The following is a 24,578-nucleotide window of genomic DNA, read 5'->3' as shown; positions in this document are numbered from 1 at the left end:
CATAAAGGTCCCATAGCCTGACAAAAAGGACTCGCTATGCGCAGTGTCTGGTCGGGGAATCTGGCCTTCGGGCTGGTTTCCATACCCGTGAAGCTCGGTTCCGCCGTGTCCAGCCACAAGATCAGCTTCCGGCAGGTCCACCTCACCGACCAGGGCCGGGTGCGGTACCAGAAGACCTGTGAGCTGGACGAGGAGGTCCTGACCGCCGCCGACATCGGCCGCGCGTACGAGACGCCGGACGAGCAGCTGGTCGAGATCACCGACGCCGATCTCAGGGCGCTGCCGCTGCCGACCGCGAAGACCATCGAGGTGAGCGGTTTCCTCGACGCGGCCTCCGTCGACGCGATGCAGCTCGACACCCCGTACTTCCTGGCCCCCGCCTCCCCCGCCGCGAACAAGCCGTATGTGCTGATGCGGGAGGCGCTGGCGCGCGCGGGCAAGGCCGCGGTCGGCAAATTCGCCATGCGCAACTCCGAGCATCTGGCGCTGATCCGCGCCCACGACGACGTCCTGCTGCTCCAGACCCTGCGCTGGCCCGACGAGTTGAACTCCCCCGCGGAGGCCGCCCCCAAGGGCAGTGTCAGCATCAGCGATTCGGAGCTGAAGCTCGCCGACACCCTCATCTCGGCCCTCGGCGAGGCGGATCTGATGAGCTATCACGACGAGTACGCGCAGGCCGTGGAGGCGCTGGTCACCGCGAAGCTGGAAGGTTCCGAGCTTCCGGCGGCCGAACAGGCCGGACCGGGCAAGGTGGTCGACCTGATGGCCGCGCTGCGCGCGTCGGTGGAACAGGCGAAGGGCGGGCGCGGCGAGGGCGCGGGGTCGGGCACCTCGGGTGCCTCCGGTGCGTCCGGCGCTTCCGGCGCTTCCGCTACGGACGAGGCGGCGGACGGCGACGACCGCACCGGGCACGCCAGCGTCACCGAGCTGAAGTCGTCCCGCAGGTCCGGCGCGAAGAAGACGGCGGCCGGGAAGAAGGCGACCGCCTCGAAGTCGAGCGGTACGCGATCGAGTGGCACGGGGTCGAGCGGTACGCGGTCGGCCGGGGCGAAGTCCGCGAGCGCCAAGTCGGCGGGGACGAAGTCGACGGCGTCGAAGACGGCCGCCGCGAAGGGCGGCACCTCGAAGGCGGGCGCGCGGAAGACCGCGGCCACGAAGAAGACCGCCGCCGCGAAGAAGACGGCCGCTTCGCGGCGGAAGGCGGGCTGATCCGCCGCCGGGACGCGAACCCGTCCCCGGTAGACCCCTGATCCGCCCGTCCGTCCGCGAGGCGCGCCCGGACCCGGCCTCCCGCGCGAGCCCGCGCGCCTCCGGACGGCCCCGCGCGCCTCCGGACGGCCTCGCGCCCCTCCCCGCATGATCTTCCTCTGCGCAAGTCGCGTCATTTTCTTGCGTTACTGATCTTTGTTTTTGCGCACCATCCTGTAGATTGCCTCTGTGACGAAACGACTCTCCCAAGTGGCCAGGTTCGCGGGTGTCAGCGAGGCGACGGTCAGCCGTGTGCTGAACGGCAGCCCTGACGTGGCACAGTCGACGCGGGACTCCGTGCTCACCGCACTGGACGTCTTCGGGTTCGAGCGGCCCGCGCGGATGCGCAGCGCGCGGGCGCCACTGGTCGGCCTTGTCGTCCCTGACCTGCAAAATCCCATCTTCCCGGCGTTCACCGAGGCGCTGGCGGGGGCGCTGAACAAGCGGGGGCTGATCCCGGTGCTGTGCACCAGGACCGCGGACGGCGTCTCGGAGGCGCACTACATCCAGATGCTGCTGGAGCAGAACATCGAGGGGATCATCTTCGTCGGCGCGAGCTACGCGGACGCAGGCCCGGAGCACGGGCGGGACCTGCGCGAGCGCCAGGTGCCGATCGTGCTGATCAACGCGGCGGACGAGAACCGGCAGATATCCCAGGTCTCGGTGGACGACGCGGCGGCCTCCGAGCAGGCGCTGACGCATCTGACGGGGCTGGGCCACGAGCGGATCGGCCTGGTGCTCGGACCGGTGGGGCATGTCCCCTCGGCCCGCAAACTCGCAGGTTACGCGGCCTTCTGGGAGCAGCGGGGGCTGTCGCCCGCGGACTGGCGGCCCCTGGTGGCGCACGCGATGTTCTCGATGGAGGGCGGGGCGACGGCGATGCCCCGGCTGTTCGCGGAGGGGGTCACCGCGGTGGTGTGCGCGAGTGACGCGCTCGCGCTGGGCGCGATCCGGGCGGCCCGGCGGCACGGGATGAAAGTCCCGGACGATCTGTCGGTGATCGGTTTCGACGACTCGCTGTACATGGTGGCGACCGATCCGCCGCTGACCACCTCGCGCCAGCCGGTGCAGGCGATGGCCGCCGCGGCCATCGCGTCGCTCGTCACACAGATCGACGGCCACGCGGTCACCGACGAGGTGATGCTCTTCGAACCGGAGCTGATCGTGCGCGGCTCCACTCGGATGCGCAAGGTCGTGAAAAGCGGCTGACCTGCACCGTCGTCCGTAGGGCGACGGCTTTCCGACTCCGCGCGAGGGCGGGGCGCCAGGACCGGTTCACCGTCCCGGAGCCCCGCCCTCCGCGTATGCGCTCGCACCCTCGGCCGGTCCCGCGCCGGCCGGCGTCCGGCGACGGGCGGACGCGTACCACCGCCCGCCCGGACACCCCGGTCGGCCCGCGTGTCGATGACACTGCGTTACGGGCACAAATCCTCCGGATTACTTTCTTGCGCGGATTGATTGACATCTTGCGTGACCCGATCCTACTGTCGGCGCCAACGCCAGGCGGCCGGACGTCCTGGTAACCCCGCCGTTACGCAAGCGGACGCAAGCGCACTCGCCCCTCGGGACGGGTACGTCCGCTGCCGTTTCCCAGGAAGGTCCGATCCCCATGGACGGCTCCAGAACCCGCCCCGCCCTCGGCGTCACCGCCATCGCCATCTCGCTGGTCCTCGGCGTCACCGCATGCGGCGGCGGCTCGTCCCACTCCTCCGGGGCGGACAAGAACGGCGTCGTCACGATCAGCGTGAACGGGCTGCCTCCGGCCACACAGACCGTCGACCGGAAGAACTTCGAGGACGACATCAAAGCCTTCGAAGCGAGCCACCCGAAGATCAGGATCGACGCCCGTGAGGGTCTGATGGACCCGAAGACCTTCGCCGCGAAGCTCGCGGGCGGGCAGTTGGAGGACGTCTACTACGTCTACTTCACCGATCCCGCGGGGCTCATCCAGCGCCACCAGGCCGCCGACATCACCGCGCAGCTCAAGGACTTCCCTGCCCTGAACGACGTGCGGCCCGAATTGCAGAGCGTCTTCAAGGACGCGGGCGGCAAGGTCTACGGCCTGCCCACCGGCAACTACTCGCTCGGACTGGTCTACAACCGGGCGCTGTTCACCAAGGCCGGGCTCGACCCGGACAAGCCGCCGACCACGTGGGACGAGGTCCGCGCCGACGCCAAGAAGATCAGCGCGCTCGGCGACGGCACCACCGGCTACGCCGAGTTCAGCAAGAACAACCAGGGCGGCTGGCACCTCACCTCGTGGATCTACTCCGAGGGCGGCGACATCGCGGTGAAGGACGGCGGCGCCTGGAAGGCCGCGTTCAACAGCGACGCGGGCCGCAAGGCGCTCCAGACGCTGCACGACATGCGCTGGACCGACCGGTCGATGGGCACCAGGCAGCTCCTGGAGATCCCCGACGTGCAGAAGATGATGGGCGCGGGCAAGCTCGGGATGTACATGGCGGGCCCGGACAACATCCCCACGATCGTCAAGCAGTTCGAGCGGAAGTACGACGACTACGGGCTGGCCGCGCTGCCCGGCACCGCGACGCTCGGCGGCGGTGACGGCTTCATGTTCAACCCGAAGGACAGCCCGGCGAAGATCAAGGCCGGTCTCACCTGGATCCAGTGGAAGTACCTCGACCCGGACCGCGAGGAGGAGATCACCAAGAAGTCGGCGGGCACCGACATACCGATCGGCCTGCCGCAGCCGAACCTGTGGAGCGGGACCGGCCAGGCGAAGGTCGACGCGGCGCACAAGAAGTACGCGAACGTGCCGCAGAAGAACTACCAGCCGTTCGTGGACCGCAGCGGCGAGGTCGCGGTGAAGGTCGAGCCGCCGAACGCCCAGCAGATCTACACCGTGCTCGACGGTGTCATGCAGGCGGTGCTCACCAAGAAGGACGCGAACATCGACCAGCTTCTCAGCGACGCCGAGAAGAAGGTCAACACCATCCTGGCCACGGTCAAGTGACAGCCGAACCGCTGACGTCGGCCCGCGCCGCCACCGCGCGGACGCCGAAGGCGCCTGCCGGGGCGGGGCGGTCCGGCCGGTCCCGCCCCTCGCGGGACCGGCTGCGCCGGGCCGTCGTCGACAACCTGGTGGCGTATCTCTTCCTGGTCGCGGGCGTCGCCGCCTTCGCGGTGTTCTCCTGGTACCCGATCGTCCGCGGTGTGCTGCTCAGCTTCCAGCAGGTCAACTACGCGGAACCGGCGCGGTGGGTGGGCCTGGACAACTTCCACCGCCTGTTCGCCGACCCGCTGTTCGTCACCGCGTGGCGCAACACCGCGTACTTCAGCCTGCTGGCCCTGGTCTTCGGCTTCGCGGCGCCGTTCGTGACCGCGATCGTGCTCAACGAACTGCGGCACGGCAAGGCGTACTTGCGGATGACGGTCTATCTGCCGGTGATGCTGCCGCCGATCGTCACGATGCTGCTGTGGCGCTGGTTCTACGATCCGGGGCCCGGCCTGTTCAACAACGTGCTGCGGATCGCGCACCTGCCCGCGCAGTCGTGGCTGGAGTCGCAGAATCTGTCGATGATCTCGCTGGTCCTGGGCTCCACCTGGGCCAACATGGGCACCACCACGCTGATCTACCTCGCGGCGCTCGGCGGTGTGCCGGGCGAGCTGTACGAGGCCGCCGAGCTGGACGGCGCGACGGTACGGCAGCGGCTGTGGCATGTGACGATCCCTCAGATGCGATTCATCCTGATGATCACGCTGCTGCTCCAGGTGATCGGCACCATGCAGGTGTTCATCGAGCCGTTCGTGCTGACCGGCGGCGGACCCGACGACGCGACCGTGACCGTACTGCTCCTGCTGTACCGCTACGCGTTCGTCTACAACGACTTCGGCCTGGCCAGCGCGATGAGCACGGTGCTCTTCGTGGTGCTGGGGATCTTCGCCGGGGTGTACCTGCGGCTGACCCGCAGCAAGGGCTGAGAGGGGAACGACCATGGCCGCACAGACCGCTGTCCGCACGCTGATCGCGCCGACCGAGATGAACCGCCGCACGGGGAGGTTCCTCTACCGGTTCGTGCTGGGCGCGACGCTGCTCGGCTTCACCGCCGCCTTTCTCTTCCCGCTGTACTGGATGGCCTCGGGCGCGCTCAAGTCGTCGTCGGAACTGGCCCAGCCGAGGCCGACGATGGTGCCGCACTCCTGGCATCCGGAGGCGTACTCCGAAGCCTGGTCGTCGGTCGGGCTCGGCCACTACTTCCTCAACACGCTGCTGTTGGCGGCCGGGGCGTGGGCCTGTCAGCTCGTGGTCGACGTGGCCGCCGCGTACTCGCTGTCCAAGCTGCGGCCGGTGCTGGGCAATGTGGTGCTCGCCATGATGCTGGCGACGCTGATGCTGCCGGTGTCGGCGCTGCTGGTGCCGACGTATCTGACCGTCGTGGACGTGCCGTTGATCCACGTCAATCTCATCAACACGCCGATGGCCGTCTGGCTGCCGGCCTGCGCCAACGCCTTCAACATCTTCATCCTCAAGCGGTTCTTCGACCAGATCCCCACCGAACTGCTGGACTCCGCCCGGATCGACGGCGCGGGCACGGTACGGATCCTCGTGTCGCTGGTGCTGCCGCTGTCCCGGCCGGTGCTCGCGGTCGTGTCGATCTTCGCGGTGGTCGGCGTCTGGAAGGACTTCCTCTGGCCGATGCTCGTGCTGCCCGATCCGGCGAAGCAGCCGATCACGGTCGCCCTGAACCGGTTGGCGGACGACATGCCCGCCAACCAGTTGCTGGCCGGAATGGTGATGGCGAGCATTCCGCTGCTCGTCCTCTTCCTCATCTTCCAGCGCAGCATCATCAACGGCCTCACCGCGGGCAGCCTCAAGGGCTGACCGGGCGCGGGCCCGCGCTCACCCCCCACGCATGGCAACCCCCGCCGCACGACGTCGTGCGGTGCTCAGGGAAGGATCACCCATGTCTCCAAGCGCCCCAACCCACCGCGCCAGAACGCTCGCGGCGGTGCTGCCCGCGGTGCTCGCGGTGCTGATCGCACTGCTGGTCTGGCAGGCGTCGCCGTCGGCGCACGCCGCGACCACGGTCGTCGAGGCGGAGTCCGCGACGCTGTCCGGCGGCGCGGTCGTCGCCACCGACCACACCGGCTATACGGGCAGCGGTTTCGTCGGCGGCTACACCGACGCCAACAAGGGCACGGCCTCGACCGGCTTCACGGTCAGCTCGGCCGTCGCGGGCACCGGAAGCGTCACCATCCGTTACGCCAACGGCACCACCGCCACCATGACGCTCAGCCTCTACGTCAACGGCGCCAAGATCCGCCAGATCAGCCTCCCCGCCACCGCCAACTGGGACACCTGGACCACCACCGACCAGGCCGTCACCTACACGGCGGGCACCAACACCATCGCGCTCACCTTCACCACCGCCGACAGCGGCAACGTGAACGTCGACAACATCACCGCGACGACGCCCAGCGGCAGCACCACACCGCCCGCCGCGACCGGTCAACTGGAGGCGGAGTCCGCGTCGTTGAGCGGCGGGGCCGTCGTCAGCAGTGACCACACCGGCTACACGGGCAGCGGATTCGTCAGCGGCTACACCGACGCCAACAAGGGCACGGCCTCGACCGGCTTCACGGTCAGCTCGGCCGTCGCGGGCGCCGGAAGCGTCACCATCCGTTACGCCAACGGCACCACCGCCACCATGACACTCAGCCTCTACGTCAACGGCGCCAAGATCCGCCAGATCAGCCTCCCCGCCACCGCCAACTGGGACACCTGGACCACCACCGACCAGGCCGTCACCTACACAGCGGGCACCAACACCATCGCGCTCACCTTCACCACCGCCGACAGCGGCAACGTGAACCTGGACAACGTCGTGGTGACGACGCCGACGACGAGTACGACGCCGCCGACCACACCTCCCACGACGCCGCCCACCACACCCCCGGCCGGTTCGCTCACGCACCAGGCGGAGGACGCGTACTTCTCGGGCGGGCCGAGCGTGGCCACGACCGCCTCGGGGTTCAGCGGCGGCGGGTATCTGACGGGCTTCGGCGCGCAGGGCGCGCGGGTGGTCTTCGCCGTCAGCGCGCCCGGCGCGGCGAGCTATCCGGTGGCGGTCGCGTACCGGACCGGGAGCGGTTCCGCCGCGTCGATCACGCTGACGGCCAACGGGCTGAAGGTGGCGCAGGTCGCGCTGCCGGGGACGGGCGGGGCGTGGTCGACGGCCACGGTCAGCGCGCCGCTGCGGGCCGGGCTCAACACGTTGACGCTGCGCACCGAATCCGGTGACTCGGGCGCGCCCGACATCGACGGCGTCGCGGTGACCGGCTCGGTCGCCAACGCCACGCGCGGCGCCACGGTGCCGTACACGTCCTACGAGGCGGAGAGCGGCACCACCAACGCGAGCACGATCGGCCCCGACCGCACCTATCTGACGGTGGCGTCCGAGGCGTCGGGACGCAAGGCGGTGGTGCTCAACAGCACCGGCCAGTATGTGCAGTTCACCCTGACCAAGCCCGCCAACGCGATGACGCTGCGCTACTCGATCCCGGACAACGCGGCGGGCACCGGCACCTCGGCGCAGCTCAGCCTCTACGCCAACGGCGGCAAGGTCCGCGATCTCGACCTGTCGTCGAAGTACGCCTGGGTGTACGGCGGTTACCCGTACAACAACGACCCCTCGCAGGGCTCGGCGCACCACTTCTTCGACGAGTCGCGGTTCAAGATCGGGGACTTCCCGGCCGGGACGGTGCTCAAGCTCCAGAAGGACGCGGGCAGCACCGCCGCCTCGTACACCCTGGACCTGATGGAGACCGAGCAGGTCGCCGCGGACCAGGCCATGCCCGCGACCGGCTTCGTCTCCGCGACGACGCTCGGCGTCACCCCGAACGACGGGAGCGACGACACCTCGGCGCTCAACAACGCGGTGGCGACGGCCACGTCGCAGGGCAAGGGCCTGTGGCTGCCCGCGGGCACGTACAACATCTCCGGGCACGTCAATCTGACCGGAGTCGCGCTGCGCGGCGCGGGCGAGTGGGCCACCGTGCTCCAGGGCCTCAACGGCAAGGGCGGGCTCTTCGGGCAGGGCGGCACCAACACCGTCCAGGACCTGACGATCTCCGGTGACGTGTCGTACCGCGACGACGCGAATTTCGACGCCGCGATCGAGGGCGACTTCGGCAACGGCTCGACCATCCAGGACGTGTGGATCGAGCACACCAAGGTCGGCCTGTGGATCGACGCGCCGACCAACGGCCTGTACGTGGGCGGCCTGCGAATCCGCGACACCGCCGCCGACGGCGTCAATCTGCACAAGGGCACCGCGAACACCGAGGTGTGGAACACCAGCGTTCGCAACACCGGGGACGACGGTCTCGCGATGTACTCCGAGGCGAGCGCGGTCACCAACTGCGCCTTCCGCTTCGACACCGTGCAGATGCCGCTGCTGGCGAACGCCGCCGCGATCTACGGCGGCAACGGCAACCGGATCGTGGACAGCGTCGTCGCCGACACGGTGACCGGGGCCTCCGGCATCGCGGTCAGCACCCGCAACTTCAATCCCGCGCCGGTCCCGTTCAGCGGCACCACCACCGTCGCGCGCAACACCCTGCTGCGCACCGGCGGCTACGAGCCGAACTGGCAGAGCAAGCTCGGCGCGCTGTGGATCTACGCCGACGGCTCCGACATCACGGCGCCCGTCGTGGTCAAGGACCTCGACATCACCGACAGCACCTACAGCGCGGTCCTGATCTCGTATCAGAAGACCGTCACCGGGCTGACGTTGAACAACGTCAAGATCCAGACGGCCGGTGCGTACGGCCTGGAGATCGACTCGAAGGGCTCCGGCACCTTCGGCGGCGTCACGGTCAGTGGCGCGGCCTCCGGCGGGCTCAGCACCACCGGGACCTTCACCATCAACCGGGGCTCCGGCAACACCGGCTGGTAACGCCCCCGCACACCCCGGTCCGCCCCGCACCCCTGACGGGGCGGACCGGCCCCCGCGCATGCCCTGCGGCCCTCCGGGCCCTGGCTCTCCACGACCGTCAAGGAGACTCCCGTGACACTGCCCGCCTCCCCCACCGCACCCGCCTGGTGGCGGCACGCCGCGATCTACCAGATCTATCTGCGCAGCTTCGCCGACGGCAACGGTGACGGCATGGGAGACCTCGCCGGGGTCCGCGAGCGCCTCCCCTACCTGCGGGATCTCGGGGTCGACGCGCTCTGGTTCAACCCCTGGTACGTCTCCCCGATGGCCGACGGCGGCTACGACGTCGCCGACTACCGTGACATCGACCCGATGTTCGGGACGCTCGCCGAGGCGGAGCGGCTCATCGTCGAGGCGCACGAGCAGGACCTGCGGGTCATCGTGGATCTGGTGCCCAACCACGCGTCCGACCAGCACCCCTGGTTCCGGGCCGCGTTGGCGGCGGGTCCGGACGCGGCCGAGCGGGAGCGCTTCTGGTTCCTGCCGGGCCGGGGCGCGGACGGCGAACTCCCGCCCAACGACTGGCAGTCGTACTTCGGCGGCGCCGCCTGGACCCGGATCACCGAGGCGGACGGCACGCCCGGCCCCTGGTACCTGCACATGTTCGCGCCCGAGCAGCCCGATCTGAACTGGGAACACCCGCAGGTGCGGGCGGAGTTCGAGAGCATCCTGCGCTTCTGGCTGGAGCGCGGCGTGGACGGCTTCCGGATCGACGTGGCGCACGGCCTGGCCAAGAAGCCTGGGCTGCCCGACGTCGGCCGGGACCCGGACGTCACCGACCTTCCCTACCAGGACTGCGACGCGGTGCACGAGATCTACCGCGACTGGCGGAAGATCGCGGACGGCTACGCGCGCAGCCCCCGGCCCGGCGGGGCGCCCGGCGAGCGGGTGTTCGTCGGCGAGGTGTGGCTGCCCACGCCCGAGCAGTTCGCCCGCTATCTGCGCCCCGACGAGCTGCACTCCGCCTTCAACTTCGAGTTCCTGTGCTGCGCTTGGGACGCGGCCGGGCTGCGCGAGGTCGTCGACGCCACGCTCGCCTCACACCGGCTGGTGGGCGCGCCGCCCACCTGGGTGCTGTCCAACCACGACACGATCCGGCACGTGACACGGTACGGCCGCGAGGACACGTCCTTCGACATGGGCGACAAGCGGCTCGGCTCGCCGAGCGACACCGTCCTCGGCCGCCGCAGGGCCCGCGCCGCGGCGCTGCTCACGCTGGCCCTGCCGGGCGGTGTGTACGTCTACCAGGGCGACGAGCTGGGCCTCGCCGAGGTCGAGGACATACCCGACCACCTGATCCAGGACCCGACGTATGCCCGCTCCGGGGGCCGCGACCGCGGCCGGGACGGCTGCCGGGTGCCGCTGCCGTGGTCGGCGGAGCCGGGCTCGCTGGGCTTCTCGCCGGACGGCGCGAGCGCCGGACCGTGGCTGCCGCAGCCCGCCGAATGGTCGGGGCGGTCCGTCGCGGCCCAGCAGGGCGATCCGCACTCCGTGCTCGCCCTGTACCGGGCCGGTCTCGCGCTGCGCGGGGAGTACCTCCGGTGGCTGCCGGAGACGCTGGAGTGGGTGGACGCGGGTCCCGGCACGGTGGCCTTCCGCCGGGACGGCGGCTTCCAGTGCCTGGTCAACCTGTCCGCCGAGCCGGTCGCGCTCCCCGCCGGGCTCCGGGTGCTGCTGGCCAGCGGCCCGCTGGAGGACGGCCTGCTGCCCTCCGACACCTGCGTCTGGCTGACCGCCGAATGACCGGCGCGCCCGCGCGCTGATCCCATGAGCCCCGGCCCGTCCCCGCTGATCGCGTAGAAGACCGCGTCCCCCTCCGATCCCGCGGAAGACCCCCTCCCCGCCGATCCCCGTGTCCCGTCCCGGCCGACCGCCGGGGGACGCGGGGATCCGTGCGTGGCGGTCGCCGGACCGCGCGTCCCACCTGGCGGAATTCACAACGCGTTCATTGACGTGGCACGCGCCACCTGGCTGACTTACGCCCAGGCCGGACCACTGTCCGGCCCGGACTCACGACGCGAGGCCCCTACGGGCCGGCACAAGGGGAGGTGACCAGGGTGTACGCAGCTTCGAGGACGGCCGCCGCCTGGCGCCGTCATCTCCGGGACGACGCGTACCGCAACCGGCACATCGACCTGCTGCGTGTCAGCAGCGCTCTGTGTCGACGCTGAATCCCGGGCCCGCCGCACGCTTCTGACGCGTTGTCACATCGGGCCCCCGCGCACTCCACCGCCCCTTCTCATGGGGCGGCTGCCGACGTCTCCCTTCGCGCTGGAGTTCCCCGATGAGCGAGCCACCCCGCCCCGCCGTGCCCGCGGGCGCGACCGACACCGCCGTGCCGGAAGGCACGACCGACACCGTCACCACCCCTGCTCCACCGCCGCCGCGCACCCCGCCCGCCGACGACAGACGCGTCGGCCGGTCGGCGCAGCGCGTCGTCCCGCTGCGGCACCCCTGGCGCTGGGCGCTGACCGCCGTCGCCCTGGTGCTCGTCGCGCAGATCACGCACGGCCTGGTCACCAACCCCTTCTTCCAGTGGGACCGCTTCCGCTACTGGTTCCTGCGGCCGGTGATCCTGGACGGGCTGCTGGTCACGCTCCAAGTCGCCGCCTGGAGCGCCCTGTTCGGGCTGCTCGGCGGCATCCTGCTCGCCCTGTGCCGACTGTCCAGGAGCCCGGTGCTGCGCTCGGTGAGCTGGATCTACATCTGGCTGTTCCGCTCGGTGCCGCTGATCGTCATCCTCCTGTTCCTGTTCAACTTCTCCTCGCTGTACGCCACATTGAGTCTGGGCGTGCCCTTCGGCCCAGGCTTCGTGCACTTCGACGAGTCGCGGCTGGCCACCGACATGGTGGTGGCCGTGGTCGGCATCAGCCTCAACGAGGCCGCCTACGCCGCCGAAGTGGTGCGCGCCGGAGTGCTCTCGGTGGACCAGGGACAGCACGAGGCCGCCGCCGCGCTCGGCCTGCCGCGCGGCTACCAGTTCACCCGGATCGTCTTCCCGCAGGCGCTGCGGGCGATCGTGCCCTCGTACGTCAACCAGTTGATCGGGCTGATCAAGAGCACCTCGCTGGTCTTCTACGTCTCCCTGCTCGACCTCTTCGGCAAGGTGGAGAGCATGGGCAGTACGTATCCGGGTGACGTCGTCCCGCTGCTGCTGGTGGCGACCGTCTGGTACGTGATCCTGACCAGCGTCGTCTCGGTGGTCCAGTTCTACGTCGAGCGGTACTTCTCACGCGGCGCGCTGCGGACCGTACCGCCGACGCCGTTGCAACGGCTGCGTACGGCAGTGCGCGATCTGCGGGCGCGCGCCGAGATCGGATCGATCGCATGAGCGCCGACCGCGTCCCCGCCGACACGTTGGTCACCGCGGTGACCGCGCGCCCCGCCGCCGTGACCGTCCACGACGCGCACAAGTGGTACGGCACGCACCAGGTGCTCTCCGGTGTCGATCTGACCGTGCAGCCCGGACAGGTGACGGTGATCCTCGGCCCGTCGGGCTCCGGCAAGTCGACGCTGCTGCGGGCGATCAACCACCTGGAGAAGCTGGACATCGGCTACGTCAGCCTCAACGGCGAGCCGATCGGCGTACGGCACCACCGCGGCCGGCTCAAGGAGATCAGCGAGCGGGCGATCCTCGCCCAGCGCCGCCGGATCGGCTTCGTCTTCCAGGGCTTCAACCTCTTCCCGCACCTCAGCGTGCTGGACAACGTGGCCGCCGCGCCGGTCGCGGCCCGGCAGAAGACCAGGGCCGAGGCGGAGGAACTGGCCCGCGCGCTGCTCGGCCGGGTCGGGCTCGCCGACAAGGTCGACGCATACCCCCGGCAGCTCTCCGGCGGCCAGCAGCAGCGGGTGGCCATCGCCCGCGCGCTGGCCCTCGAACCCGGCGTCATCCTCTTCGACGAGCCGACCTCGGCGCTCGACCCCGAACTCGTCGGCGAGGTACTGGCCGTCATCAGGGATCTCGCCACGAGCGGTACGACGCTGATCGTCGTCACGCACGAGATCGGCTTCGCCCGCGAGGTCGCCGACACCGTCGTCTTCCTGGACGGCGGCCGGATCGTCGAACAGGGCCCGCCCGACCAGGTGTTGGACAACCCCCGGCACCCCAGGACCCGCGAATTCCTCAGCAAGGTCCTCTGAACCCTCCTCCGAACCCCGTACGCCGCGGGCCAAGGCGCGGACACAGGCGCCTTCCACAGCGACGGCCGCCTGCCCGCGGGCGCCCGATACGTCACCCCCAGCACATCCGCTCACCATCAGCGAGGTTCACCATGCCCGACATCCGTACCACCGCCACCAGACGCGTCGCCGCGGGCATCGCCGTCGCCGCCCTCGCCTTCGGCCTCGCCGCCTGCGGCAGCGACAGCGGCTCGGACGCCGCGGCACCGGCAGCCGCGGACGCCAAGGGCACCGTCGTGGTCGGCGCGCAGTCCAACGGCGCCGCCAAGGAGATCACGCTCACCGTCCCTGAGGTCGCCGCCATCCGCGCCGAGCTGCCCAAGTCCGTGCTCGACAGCAAGCAACTCGTCATCGGCCTGGGCTTCCTGCCCGCCGGCTCGCCGCCGATCGGCTACGTCGGCGCGGACCAGAAGACCATCACCGGCTCCGAGCCCGACCTCGGCCGGCTGATCGCCGCCGTCTTCGGCCTCAAGCCCGTGCTGTCCAACGCCACCTGGGACAACCTCTTCGTCGGCATCGACAGCGGCAAGACCGATGTCGGCTTCTCCAACATCACCGACACCGAGCAGCGCAAGGAGAAGTACGACTTCGCCAGCTACCGGCAGGACAACCTCGGCTTCGAGGTGAAGAAGAGCGACACCTGGAACTTCGACGGCACCTACCGCAGCCTGGCGGGCAAGACCGTCGCGGTCGGCGCGGGCACCAACCAGGAGAAGATCCTGCTGAAGTGGCAGAGCGAGCTGAAGGCCGACGGCAAGAAGCTCACGATCAAGTACTTCCAGGACTCCAACAGCACCTATCTGGCGCTCAACTCCGGCCGGATCGACGCCTACTTCGCGCCCAACCCGAGCATCGCCTACCACGGCACGCAGACCGCGGGCTCGCCGAACGCCACCCGCAGCGCGGGCAAGTTCTCCGGCGCCGGGGCGTCCCTGCAAGGGCTGATCTGCGCCACGGCGAAGAAGGACAGCGGCCTGGCCAAGCCCCTCGCCGACGCGATCAACCACCTGATCAAGAATGGTCAGTACGCGCAGTGGCTCGCCGCGTGGAATCTGGCCAACGAAGCGGTGCCCGCCTCGCTGGTCAACCCGCCGGGGCTGCCGCTGACCAACTCCTGACCCCGTACCGGCCGCGGCACTGGCCCCGCACCGACCGAAAGGAAGTCGACCGCCATGACACGCAGGAAAGTCGTCGTCGTCGGAGGCGGGGCCATGGGCTCGTCCGCGGCCTGGCACCTCGCCTCGCGCGGCGCCGAGGTCACGCTGCTCGAACAGTTCGCGCCCGGCCACGACCGGGGCAGCTCGCACGGCAGCTCCCGGATCTTCCGGCTCGCGTACGCCGATCCGTTCTACGTCGGCCTCGCCGTACGGGCGCTTCCGCTGTGGCGGCGGCTCCAGGACGAGACGGGCAGCACCGTACTGACGCTGACCGGGGCCGTCGACCACGGGCCCGCGCAAGCCGTCGCGGCGCTGCGGGACGCGCTGCGCGGGGCCGGGCGGCCCAGCCAGGAGCTGACCGCGCGGGCCGCCGCCGAGCGCTGGCCGGGGCTCGTCGCGGACACCACCGCGCTGTTCCACCCCGAGGCCGGGCGGCTGCACGCCGACGACGCGGTGGCCGCCTTCCAGCAGGCCGCGCGGGCCAAGGGCGCGACCGTACGGCACGGCGTCAAGGTCGGCGCGCTGCGGCGGCGCGGCTCGGGCGCCGAGGTGGTCACCGCGCGGGAGGAGGTGATCGCCGCGGACGCCGTGGTCGTGGCCGTCGGCGGCTGGGCGGCCCGCACGCTCGGCCAGGTCACCGAGGGCCCGCCGCCGCTGCGCGTCACCCAGGAGCAGCCGGTGCACTTCCCCGCCCCCGACGCGCCGGACTGGCCCGCCTTCATCCACCACGGCGGGGCCGGTCTCGACGAGGCCGCGGGCGTGTACGGCCTCGGCAGCGCCGACGGGGTGAAGGCCGGATTCCACGGGATCGGCCCGGTCGTGGACCCGGACGACCGGGACCGCACGCCCGATCCCGTGGTCCTCGGCAGGCTCCAGGAGTACGCCGCCCGGTGGCTGCCCGGTGTCGATCACACCCGGCCCACCCCGGTGACCTGCTTGTACACCACGACCCCCGATCATGACTTCGTGATCGACCGTGTGGGACCTTTCACCGTCCTCGCGGGATTTTCCGGGCACGGATTCAAGTTCGCATCAGTGGTCGGCGAAATCGCCGCCGACCTCGTGGACGGCCGTCCGGGGTCCGGACGGTTCGCGATCGGCCGTCCGTACCTCCCGGCGACAGCGCAGTGACGGCGACACGCCGTACGACAGCAGAACGGAGAGTCACGGCGACCATGTCGACCAGCCTTCAGCACCCGCAGCAGCAGCCCCAGAACCCCGGACCCACCGGCGACCAGGTCTTTCCCGCGTCGCCGCACCCTCTGGACAACCCCGCCTGGGCCGCGCTGACCGGGGCGCACCGCCATCTCGCGCAGATCGTCGGCTCCGCCGCGCGCTACCCGGAGGACGTCTCGCCCTTCGTTGCGCTCGCCGACCCCGCCGATCCGGCCGCGTGGGCGGACCTCGCCGCCCTCATGGGTCCCGGCGCGACCTTCGCGCTGGCCGGCGTCCCGGCCACGCCCGACGGGTGGCGCAGCGAGTGGGGAGCCGAGGGCGTGCAGCTCGTCGGGACCGACGCCCTGCTGGACGAGGCCGATCCGGAGGCGCGCCCGCTCGGTCCTGCGGACGTACCGGAGATGCTGGACCTGGTCGAGCGGACCAAGCCGGGTCCGTTCAGGCAGCGCACCATCGAGCTGGGCGCCTACTACGGCATCCGCCGCGACGGAAAGCTCGTGGCCATGGCCGGTGAGCGGCTGCGGCTCGACGGCTGGACCGAGATCAGCGCCGTGTGCACCGACGACGCGTTCCGCGGCCAGGGCCTGGCGTCCCGGCTGGTGCGGCACACGGCGGCCGGGATCCGCGGCCGGGGCGACCGCCCGTTCCTGCACGCGGCGGGCAGCAACGTCAACGCCATCCGGCTCTACGAGTCGATCGGCTTCGCGCTGCGCCGCACCACGCACTTCCGGGGCGTACGGGTGCCGGGCGGCGACGGCGACGCGGAAGGCACCGGCGGCTCGGGCGAATGAACGCCGGTGACGGACACCGGTGACGGACGCCATTGCGCGGGACGGTATCCGCGAGATAGCTTCGAATTCAGGTGATGAGTGTCAGCGACAAGCCCTGGCTGGCTGACCGGCAACCCTCCCTCGCGGCGGGGTGCTCCAGGTGACAACCAGGCGGGTCCCGACCGGACCCGCAAGCGCGACTCCGGTACGGCCCCCGGCCGTACCGCCCGGACGGGGGTGACGACAGTGCGAGCGGACTTCGACCGCGCCGACGTGCGCACCCTCGTCCCGCGCGGACCCGTCGTGCATCTGTACGGGCGCCAGCACATCGATCTCCAGCGCGTCGCCGGCGCGCTCTGTTGCGCCTGATCTGACCCCGCCGACGCGACCGCCATGGGGCGGCCGTGTCCTCCTCCGGTCGATCAGGAAGGCACTTCGCCGTGTCCGCACACCCGTCATCCCTGTCCTCCTCCGCCTCCCCCGAGCCCGCTTCATCACCTTCGTCCGTTCCATCGGCGTCCGCCGCCCGTCCGCCGCTGCACCTCGCGGTCGCCCTGGACGGCGCGGGCTGGCACCCGGCCGCGTGGCGGGAGCCGGACGCGCGACCCGGCGAACTGTTCGACGCCGCCTACTGGGCGGACGCCGTGACCGAGGCCGAGCGCGGCCTGCTGGACTTCGTCACCATCGAGGACTCCCTCGGGCTCCAGTCGACCGGGTACGGCGACCCCGACGAGCGCACCGACCAGGTGCGCGGCCGGCTGGACGCCGTGCTCATCGCGTCCAGGGTCGCCCCGCTGACCAGCCACATCGGTCTGGTGCCGACCCTGATCGCCACGCACACCGAGCCGTTCCACCTGTCCAAGGCCATCGCCACCCTGGACTACGTGAGCGGCGGCCGGGCCGGGCTGCGCATCCAGATCTCCGCCCGACAGCACGAGGCCGCGCACTTCGGCCGCCGCGAATTCCCGCCGTTCCGCGTCGAGGAGTACGACCAGCCGCACGTCCAGGACCTGGTCACCGACCTCTTCGACGAGGCCGCGGACTACGTCGAGGTGCTGCGGCGACTGTGGGATAGCTGGGAGGACGACGCGGAGATCCGGGACGTGGCCACCGGCCGTTTCGTGGACCGCGACAAGCTCCACTACATCGACTTCCAGGGCCGCCACTTCGGCGTCAAGGGCCCCTCGATCACACCGCGCCCGCCGCAGGGCCAGCCGCCGGTGACCGCGCTCGCGCACGCGACCGTGCCGTACCGGCTGGTGGGGCGCGCCGCGGACATCGGCTATGTGACCCCGCACGACGCGGGGCAGGCGGCGGCGATCGTCGCGGAGATCCGCGCCGAGCAGCGGGCCGCGGGCCGGGAGGCCGAACCGGTCCATGTCTTCGGCGATCTGGTGGTCTTCCTCGACACCGACCGCGCGGCGGCCGAGGCCCGCAGGGACCGGCTGGACGCGCTGCTCGACCAGCCGTACACCAGCGACGCGACCGTCTTCGCCGGGACGCCCGCCGAACTGGCCGACCTGCTGCTGGAGTGGCAGGACGCCGGGCTCACCGGTTACCGGCTGCGGCCGGCGGCGCTCGGCCACGACCTGCCCGCGATCACCCGCGGCCTGGTGCCCGAGTTGCAGGCGCGCGGCGCCTTCCGACGCGCGTACGAGGCCGGAACGCTCCGCGGCCTGCTGGGGCTCGCGCGCCCCGCGAACCGTTACGCCACCACCAGCGCCTGAGCCGGAGGATCCGACCGTCATGAGCAAGCCCCTGAAGCAGATCCATCTCGCGGCCCACTTCCCCGGCGTCAACAACACCACCGTGTGGAGCGACCCGGCCGCGGGCAGCCACATCGAGTTCAGCTCCTTCGCCCACTTCGCGCGCACCGCGGAGCGGGCCAAGTTCGACTTCCTCTTCCTCGCCGAGGGCCTGCGGCTGCGCGAACAGGGCGGCCATATCTACGACTTGGACGTCGTCGGCCGCCCGGACACCTTCACCGTGCTCGCCGCGCTGGCCGCGGTGACCGAGCGGATCGGCCTGACCGGCACGATCAACTCGACGTTCAACGAGCCGTACGAGGTGGCCCGGCAGTTCGCCAGCCTCGACCACCTGTCCGCGGGCCGCGCCGCGTGGAACGTCGTCACCTCCTGGGACGCCTTCACGGGGGAGAACTTCCGGCGCGGCGGCTTCCTTCCGCAGGACGAGCGGTACTCCAGGGCGCGGGAGTTCCTGGCCACCGCCAATGAGCTGTTCGACTCCTGGCACGGCGACGAGATCGTCGCCGACCGCGAAACCGGGACGTTCCTGCGGGACGCGCGGGCCGGGGCCTTCGTCCACAAGGGCCAGCACTTCGACATCCAGGGGCAGTTCAACGTCCCGCGCAGCCCGCAGGGCCGCCCGGTGATCTTCCAGGCGGGGGACTCGGAAGAGGGACGCGAATTCGCCGCGTCGAGCGCGGACGCGATCTTCAGCCGGTACAGCACTCTCAAGGAGGGGCGGGCGTTCTACACGGACGTCAAGGGGCGCCTGGCCCGGCACGGTCGCAGGGCGGACCAGTTGCTGATCCTGCCCGCCGCCACCTTCGTGCTCGGCGACACCGACGCCGAGGCGGAGGAGCTGTCCCGCGAGGTGCGCCGCGCGCAGGTCAGCGGTGCCACCGCGATCAAGCACCTGGAATTCGTCTGGAACCGCGACCTGTCCGGGTACGACCCGGAGGGCCCGCTGCCCGAGATCGACCCGGATCTCGGCGAGCACACCATCGCCCGCGGCCGGGCTCAAGTCCGGATGTACCGCGACCCGTTGGCGACCGCCCGCGAGTGGCGGGAGCTGGCGGCGGCCAACAAGTGGTCCATCCGCGACCTGGTCATCGAGACCGGCAACCGCCAGTCGTTCGTCGGCTCCCCCACGACGGTCGCGGAGACCATCAACTCCTTTGTGCAGGCCGACGCGAGCGACGGTTTCATCCTCGTCCCGCACATCACCCCCGGCGGTCTCGACGTCTTCGCCGACACCGTCGTGCCGCTGCTCCAGGAACGCGGTGTGTTCCGTACCGAGTACGAGGGCGGCACGCTGCGGGACCACCTCGGCCTGGCCCACCCGGACGCCGGGGGCGACATCGCGGACGTACGGGAGTCGGTGGCATGAAGTTCCTCGCCATCACGCTGATCGTGCACCGGCCCGACCCGGTCACCGGCATCCTGAAGTCCACTCATGAGCGCTTCAGGGAAGTCCTCGACAACGCGGTGCTCGCCGAGGAGTTGGGCTTCGACGGGTTCGGGGTGGGAGAGCGGCACGAGCGGCCGTTCATCTCCTCCTCGCCGACGGTGGTGCTCAGCCATGTCGCGGCGATCACCCGGCGCATCCGGCTCTTCACCGCGGTCACCACGCTGAGCCTGCTGGACCCGGTCAGGGCGTACGAGGACTACGCGACGCTCGACCATCTCTCCGAAGGCCGCCTGGACCTGATCATCGGCAAGGGCAACGGCACGGCGCAGCGCGAGCTGTTCCACGTCACACCCGAGGACCAGTGGGACCGCAACGCCGAGAGCTACGAGGTGTTCCGGCAGATCTGGCGGCAGGACAAGGTGACCGCGCGGACCCGCTTCCGCCCCGAGCTGAAGGACGCGGAGGTCTGGCCGCGGCCGTACCAGCGGCCGATCCGGGTCTGGCACGGCAGCGCGACCAGCAAGGAGTCCGTGGACCTCGCCGCCCGCTACGGCGATCCGCTGTTCTCGGCGAATGTCACCAACCCCATCGAGCCGTATGCCGAGTTGATCCGCTACTACCGGGAGCGCTGGGAGCACTACGGCCACGATCCGGCGGACATCGCGGTGGGCGCGGGTTCCGCGGGGCTGTACGTGGCCCGCACCTCGCAGGAGGCGCTGGAGGTCTACCGGCCGATCTTCGAGAGCAATCTGGCGTTCCAGAAGGAGGTGGGCCTGCCGGTGGTCTTCGGGACGCTGGAGGACTTCGTGGAGCGCAGTTCGGCGCTGATCGGCAGCCCGCAGCAGGTGATCGAGAAAGTGCACCGCTATCACGAGGAGTTCGGGCACACCGTGCTGCATCTGCACGCGGACGCGAGCGGGCTCGGCGAGGCCGAGCACCGTACGTCGCTGGAGCGTTTCCAGTCCGAGGTCGCGCCCGTGCTCCGCGCGGAGATACCCGATCCGCCGTGGGACTGGGGGCCGGTGAACACGGCCTCTCCGCGTAAGGACACCGTCGGCGCAGGCACCATCGCAAAGGAGGGCGACGCCGCATGAGCGTTCCCGCAGCTTCCGGCTCATCGAACCCCTCACGTCCGTCGGACCCTTCGAGTTCCCCGGACCCTTCCGCCTCGGCTTCTTCGAACTCGGCGTCGGTGCCGCTGTCGATTCTCGACCTGTCGCCGATCAGTTCGGGCTCCACCGCCGCGCAGGCGCTGCGCAACACCGTGGACCTGGCACAGCGCGCGGAGGCCGCCGGATACGCGCGCTACTGGCTGGCCGAGCACCATCTGACGACCGGGGTCGCCGGGGTGTCGCCCGCGCTGGTGATCCAGCTCGTGGCGGCGGCGACCGCACGAATCCGGGTGGGCGCGGGCGCGGTGCAGCTCGGGCACCGCACACCGCTGTCTGTGGTCGAGGAGTTCGGGCTGCTCGACGCGCTGTACCCGGGCCGGATCGACCTGGGCCTCGGCCGTACCGGATTCCGTAAGCCGTCCGCGTCCGGCGGCGCGCCCGCCGCTCCCCCGGCGCCGCGCCGCACCGAGGCCCGGTACACACCGGAGGGGCTGCTGATCCCCGCGCCGTACGACTTCAGCCGGCTGATCGGCTCTCCGCTGCTGACCCGCTACACGCAGCTCGTGCAGTACCCGGGGGCCGAACTGCCCGAGTACCGCGACCAGCTCGACCAGATCCTCGGGCTGCTGCGCGGGGACTACCGGACCCCGGAGGGACTCGACGCGCACGCGGTGCCCGGCGAGGGCGCCGATCTCCAGGTGTGGGTGCTGGGCAGCAGCGGCGGGGCGAGCGCGCAGGCGGCGGGCGCTCTCGGCCTGCCCTTCGCGGCGAATTACCACGTGAGTCCGGCCGCCGTCCTCGAAGCGGTGGACGCGTACCGCAAGGCGTTCGTACCCTCCGCCACGCTCGACGAGCCGCATGTGCTGGTCTCGGCCGATGTCGTGGTCGCCGAGGACGACGCCACCGCGCGGCACTTGGCGTCGCCGTACGCGCTGTGGGTGCACAGCATCCGCTCGGGTCAGGGCGCGATCCCCTTCCCGAGTCCGGAGGAGGCCGCGGTCCACTCGTGGACGGCGGACGAGCGGGCGCTGGTCGAGGACCGGGTGCGCACCCAGTTCACCGGCACACCCGAAAGTGTCGCGGACCGGCTGCGGGTGCTCCAACAGGCCACGGGCGCCGATGAGTTGCTGGTCACCACCATCACCCACGACCACCGGGACCGGGTCCGTTCCCACGAGTTGCTGGCGGACGCCTGGCGGCGGACCGCATGACCTCACCCGTATGACGTCACGCATGACGTCACCGCTCAGCGCGACCAGGAGGCTCCCATGACCGACCACCCCACCGCCACCGACGGCTATCTGGAGAACAACACGGCGTACGCGGCGGCCTTCGAGGGTCCGCTGCCGCTGCCGCCCGCCCGGCACACGGCGGTTCTGGCGTGCATGGACGCCCGGCTCAATGTGTACGGGGCGCTCGGTCTCGCCGAGGGCGACTCGCATGTGATCCGCAACGCGGGCGGGGTGGCCACCGACGACGCGATCCGTTCGCTGGCGATCAGTCAGCGGCTGCTGGGCACACGGGAGATCGTGCTGATCCACCACACCGACTGCGGCATGCTCACCTTCGGCGACGACGCCTTCCGCGAGTCGATCCGCGAGGAGACGGGCATCAAACCGCCGTGGGCGGCCGAGGCGTTCACCGATCTGGAGACCGACGTCCGCCAGTCCGCGGCCCGGATCAGGAACAGCCCGTTCATCCCGCACACCGACGCGGTGCGCGGCTTCGTGTTCGACGTGGCGAGCGGCAGGCTCGCGGAGGTGGCACTGCCCGACTAGCGCCTGTCCGGCGGATCATGGGCGGTCCCGGCGGTGCCCGGTCCTCCCCCGGACTCCGTCTTGGGGGGGACCCGGTGAGCGCAACGCACCGGGATGCCCTAATAGCAGAGCTACTCGGGCATCCCGGCAACGCGGCGGCCGTGCGTGCCGGCTGCCGAAGGGGCCGTTCGTGATCCGCCGCGCTGTCAGACCCTCCTCACCGTCAGACCCGAGGAGCCGTCAGGCCCGCCGCGTCCAGGACGGCGACGGCCGTGCTCAGCGCCAGGCCGTCCAGGACCTCCGCCTTGATCCCGGCGCGGGCGCTGGCGCCGTCGAAGACCAGCGTGAGCTGGCGGGCCAGCAGTGCGGGGTCGGCGGCCCCGCCGCGCGCGGCCTCGGCGCGGAAGAAGTCGGTGAGCACCTGCTTGTTGCGGCGGGCCACGACGCTCGCCGGGTGCTCCGGGTCCTTCAGCTCGACCTGCGTGGCGAGGAAGGGGCAGCCGCGGTAGTCGGCCGAGGCGGCGGCCTCCTCCAGCCGCTCGAAGACGTACAGGACGCGGTCGCGCGGCTCCGCGGGCGCGCCGGGCGGCGGCAGCAGCCGGGCCTCGACCGGCGGCCCCTGCCGGTCGAGCGCGGCGGCCAGCACCTCGTCCTTGCTCGCGAAGAGCTGGTACATCGAGCGCTTGGACACCCCGGCGGCCTTGCACAGCGCGTCGATGCCGGTGCCGACGCCTTCCCGGTAGAAGAGCCCGGCCGCGGCGTCGAGCAGGCGGTCGCGCGTGCCGGACTTCTCCGTAGCGCCGGACTTCTGTGTCGTGGTCATACCCCGAGGTTACCGCTCCGGCTTGGCATCGGAAACCGATCGGTATACGGTGGTGGAAACCGATCGGTTTCCATGGTCGGCCGCATCCGTGCGGACCGCACGCGACCCCCCGGGCCGCGCGCGTACCGGCCGCGGACCGCTCTCCTCCCGAAAGGCACTCCCATGCAGATCAACGGCGCTGTCGCCCTCGTCACCGGAGGCAACCGCGGCCTCGGCGAGAAGTTCGTCCAGGCCCTGCTCGACGGGGGCGCGGCCAAGGTCTACGCCGCCGCCCGCAACCCGGCCTCGGTCACCGTCCCGGGCGCCGTACCGCTCGCGCTGGACATCACCGACCCCGAGTCGGTACGGGCGGCGGCCGAGGCGGCCGGTGACGTCACCCTGCTGATCAACAACGCGGGCGCGTCGAACGGGGTGGACCTGCTCACCAGCGAGATGGACGTCGTCCGGAACGAGTTCGAGACCCACGTCTTCGGCACGCTCGCCGTCAGCCGCGCCTTCGCGCCGGTCCTGGCCCGCAACGGCGGCGGCGCGGTGCTCAACGTGCTGTCGGCCCTGTCCTGGTTCACCACGCCGGGCAGCGCCGTCTACTCGGCCGCCAAGTCCGCCGAGTGGTCCCTGACCAACGCCACCCGCCTGGCGCTGCACGGCCAGGGCACCCTCGTCACCGGCCTGCACGTCGGCTACATGGACACCGACATGGCCGCGGGCGTCGACGCCCCCAAGTCGGACCCCGCCAAGATCGCGCGCATCGCGCTCGACGGCGTCGAGGCCGGGCTGTACGAAGTGCTGGCCGACGACACCAGCCGTCAGGTCAAGGCCGGCCTCGCCGCCGACCCTTCGGCTCTCTACGCCGAACTCGCCGCGCGCTGAACGCTGAACGCTGAACGCTGAACGCTGAACGCTTCTGAGGATGCGTCAGTCAGCAGTGCGGGACGTGCGGCTGCCACTGGGCGGCGGAACCGGTCGTCAGATACCAGTCGTTGACGTAGCCGCTGTCGCCGTCGAAGTCGAGCATGAACCAGTAGCGGTCGCCGTGCCCGTCGGCGTCGCCGTCGCCGGTCGTCCAGCAGGCGAGTTCCCTCTCCTCGCCGTTGTAATAGCGCCGCCCGGTCTGACCGGAGCCGTAGCTCGGCCCGTGGTGCGAGGCCAGATACGAGCCGGGGTCGACGGCCGTCACGGGGGCGCACCATTAGGAAGGCCCCCGTCCGCGCCGCTCCTGACAAACGTCAGGGCACATCCGCCGCG

General features: G+C 70.9%; 21 protein-coding genes and 1 riboswitch. Of the genes, 19 read left to right on the top strand and 2 right to left on the bottom strand.

Annotated features, from left to right (window positions below; genetic code table 11):
* Positions 1–36: 36 nt before the first annotated feature.
* From ACIO6U_RS17435 to ACIO6U_RS17350, 18 genes are all read left to right on the top strand, one after another.
* A complete protein-coding gene (locus ACIO6U_RS17435; protein WP_401719875.1) occupies positions 37–1,209 on the top strand; it encodes a Ku protein in 1,173 nt (390 codons plus the stop codon).
* Between the two features lie 228 nt (positions 1,210–1,437).
* Positions 1,438–2,457 (top strand): LacI family DNA-binding transcriptional regulator, encoded by a 1,020-nt coding sequence (locus tag ACIO6U_RS17430; RefSeq protein WP_355335582.1) that lies wholly within the window; start codon positions 1,438–1,440, stop codon positions 2,455–2,457.
* A gap of 400 nt (positions 2,458–2,857) precedes the next feature.
* Complete coding sequence (locus ACIO6U_RS17425) at positions 2,858–4,222, top strand: ABC transporter substrate-binding protein (protein ID WP_401719872.1); 1,365 nt, start codon at positions 2,858–2,860, stop codon at positions 4,220–4,222.
* Positions 4,219–5,190, top strand: a complete 972-nt coding sequence (locus ACIO6U_RS17420) for a carbohydrate ABC transporter permease (RefSeq protein ID WP_401719869.1) — start codon at positions 4,219–4,221, stop codon at positions 5,188–5,190. The genes ACIO6U_RS17425 and ACIO6U_RS17420 overlap by 4 nt, the downstream gene beginning before the upstream one ends.
* A gap of 13 nt (positions 5,191–5,203) precedes the next feature.
* Positions 5,204–6,091 carry a carbohydrate ABC transporter permease gene (locus ACIO6U_RS17415; RefSeq protein ID WP_355335587.1) on the top strand — a complete coding sequence of 296 codons (888 nt, stop codon included), beginning with the start codon at positions 5,204–5,206 and terminating at the stop codon, positions 6,089–6,091.
* A gap of 82 nt (positions 6,092–6,173) precedes the next feature.
* The gene (locus ACIO6U_RS17410) at positions 6,174–9,167 is read left to right on the top strand and encodes a carbohydrate-binding protein (RefSeq protein ID WP_401719865.1); all 2,994 of its coding nucleotides are present in this window, start codon (positions 6,174–6,176) and stop codon (positions 9,165–9,167) included.
* Positions 9,168–9,278: 111 nt separating this feature from the next.
* Positions 9,279–10,949: an alpha-amylase family glycosyl hydrolase gene (locus tag ACIO6U_RS17405; protein WP_401308036.1), complete on the top strand. Its 1,671-nt coding sequence runs from the start codon at positions 9,279–9,281 to the stop codon at positions 10,947–10,949.
* A 541-nt stretch (positions 10,950–11,490) separates the two neighbouring features.
* A complete protein-coding gene (locus ACIO6U_RS17400; RefSeq protein WP_355335595.1) occupies positions 11,491–12,537 on the top strand; it encodes an amino acid ABC transporter permease in 1,047 nt (348 codons plus the stop codon).
* Positions 12,534–13,346 carry an ATP-binding cassette domain-containing protein gene (locus tag ACIO6U_RS17395; RefSeq protein WP_391051191.1) on the top strand — a complete coding sequence of 271 codons (813 nt, stop codon included), beginning with the start codon at positions 12,534–12,536 and terminating at the stop codon, positions 13,344–13,346. The genes ACIO6U_RS17400 and ACIO6U_RS17395 overlap by 4 nt, the downstream gene beginning before the upstream one ends.
* Positions 13,347–13,477: 131 nt before the next feature.
* Complete coding sequence (locus ACIO6U_RS17390; RefSeq protein WP_401719861.1) at positions 13,478–14,503, top strand: ABC transporter substrate-binding protein; 1,026 nt, start codon at positions 13,478–13,480, stop codon at positions 14,501–14,503.
* Positions 14,504–14,557: 54 nt separating this feature from the next.
* Positions 14,558–15,673 (top strand): FAD-dependent oxidoreductase, encoded by a 1,116-nt coding sequence (locus ACIO6U_RS17385; protein ID WP_401719858.1) that lies wholly within the window; start codon positions 14,558–14,560, stop codon positions 15,671–15,673.
* A 44-nt stretch (positions 15,674–15,717) separates the two neighbouring features.
* A complete protein-coding gene (locus tag ACIO6U_RS17380; RefSeq protein ID WP_401719855.1) occupies positions 15,718–16,509 on the top strand; it encodes a GNAT family N-acetyltransferase in 792 nt (263 codons plus the stop codon).
* Positions 16,510–16,579: 70 nt separating this feature from the next.
* Positions 16,580–16,691, top strand: a riboswitch (SAM riboswitch).
* Between the two features lie 34 nt (positions 16,692–16,725).
* Positions 16,726–16,857, top strand: a complete 132-nt coding sequence (locus ACIO6U_RS17375) for a putative leader peptide (RefSeq protein ID WP_355335606.1) — start codon at positions 16,726–16,728, stop codon at positions 16,855–16,857.
* Between the two features lie 167 nt (positions 16,858–17,024).
* On the top strand, positions 17,025–18,215 hold the full coding sequence (locus ACIO6U_RS17370) for an LLM class flavin-dependent oxidoreductase (RefSeq protein ID WP_401720898.1): 1,191 nt from the start codon (positions 17,025–17,027) through the stop codon (positions 18,213–18,215).
* Positions 18,216–18,234: 19 nt separating this feature from the next.
* On the top strand, positions 18,235–19,620 hold the full coding sequence (locus ACIO6U_RS17365; RefSeq protein ID WP_401719852.1) for an NtaA/DmoA family FMN-dependent monooxygenase: 1,386 nt from the start codon (positions 18,235–18,237) through the stop codon (positions 19,618–19,620).
* The gene (locus ACIO6U_RS17360; RefSeq protein WP_355335611.1) at positions 19,617–20,735 is read left to right on the top strand and encodes an LLM class flavin-dependent oxidoreductase; all 1,119 of its coding nucleotides are present in this window, start codon (positions 19,617–19,619) and stop codon (positions 20,733–20,735) included. Before ACIO6U_RS17365 ends, ACIO6U_RS17360 begins: the two co-directional genes overlap by 4 nt.
* Before the next feature lie 98 nt (positions 20,736–20,833).
* On the top strand, positions 20,834–21,964 hold the full coding sequence (locus ACIO6U_RS17355) for an LLM class flavin-dependent oxidoreductase (protein ID WP_391051181.1): 1,131 nt from the start codon (positions 20,834–20,836) through the stop codon (positions 21,962–21,964).
* 57 nt (positions 21,965–22,021) lie between these two features.
* Positions 22,022–22,531: a carbonic anhydrase gene (locus ACIO6U_RS17350; RefSeq protein WP_355335616.1), complete on the top strand. Its 510-nt coding sequence runs from the start codon at positions 22,022–22,024 to the stop codon at positions 22,529–22,531.
* A gap of 202 nt (positions 22,532–22,733) precedes the next feature.
* Here the strand turns inward: ACIO6U_RS17350 and ACIO6U_RS17345 are convergent, their stop codons facing one another.
* Positions 22,734–23,333 (bottom strand): TetR/AcrR family transcriptional regulator, encoded by a 600-nt coding sequence (locus ACIO6U_RS17345; protein ID WP_401719848.1) that lies wholly within the window; start codon positions 23,331–23,333, stop codon positions 22,734–22,736.
* Positions 23,334–23,495: 162 nt separating this feature from the next.
* Between ACIO6U_RS17345 and ACIO6U_RS17340 the strand changes: the two genes are divergently transcribed.
* Positions 23,496–24,203, top strand: a complete 708-nt coding sequence (locus ACIO6U_RS17340; RefSeq protein ID WP_401719846.1) for an SDR family oxidoreductase — start codon at positions 23,496–23,498, stop codon at positions 24,201–24,203.
* Positions 24,204–24,252: 49 nt separating this feature from the next.
* Here the strand turns inward: ACIO6U_RS17340 and ACIO6U_RS17335 are convergent, their stop codons facing one another.
* A complete protein-coding gene (locus ACIO6U_RS17335; RefSeq protein WP_391051174.1) occupies positions 24,253–24,510 on the bottom strand; it encodes a hypothetical protein in 258 nt (85 codons plus the stop codon).
* Between the last annotated feature and the right edge of the window lie 68 nt (positions 24,511–24,578).

The organism is Streptomyces sp. NPDC087422 (assembly GCF_044744145.1).
GTDB lineage: Bacteria > Actinomycetota > Actinomycetes > Streptomycetales > Streptomycetaceae > Actinacidiphila.
The sequence above is the reverse complement of the archived record's forward strand: the minus strand, read 5'-3'. Positions and strand labels throughout refer to the sequence as shown.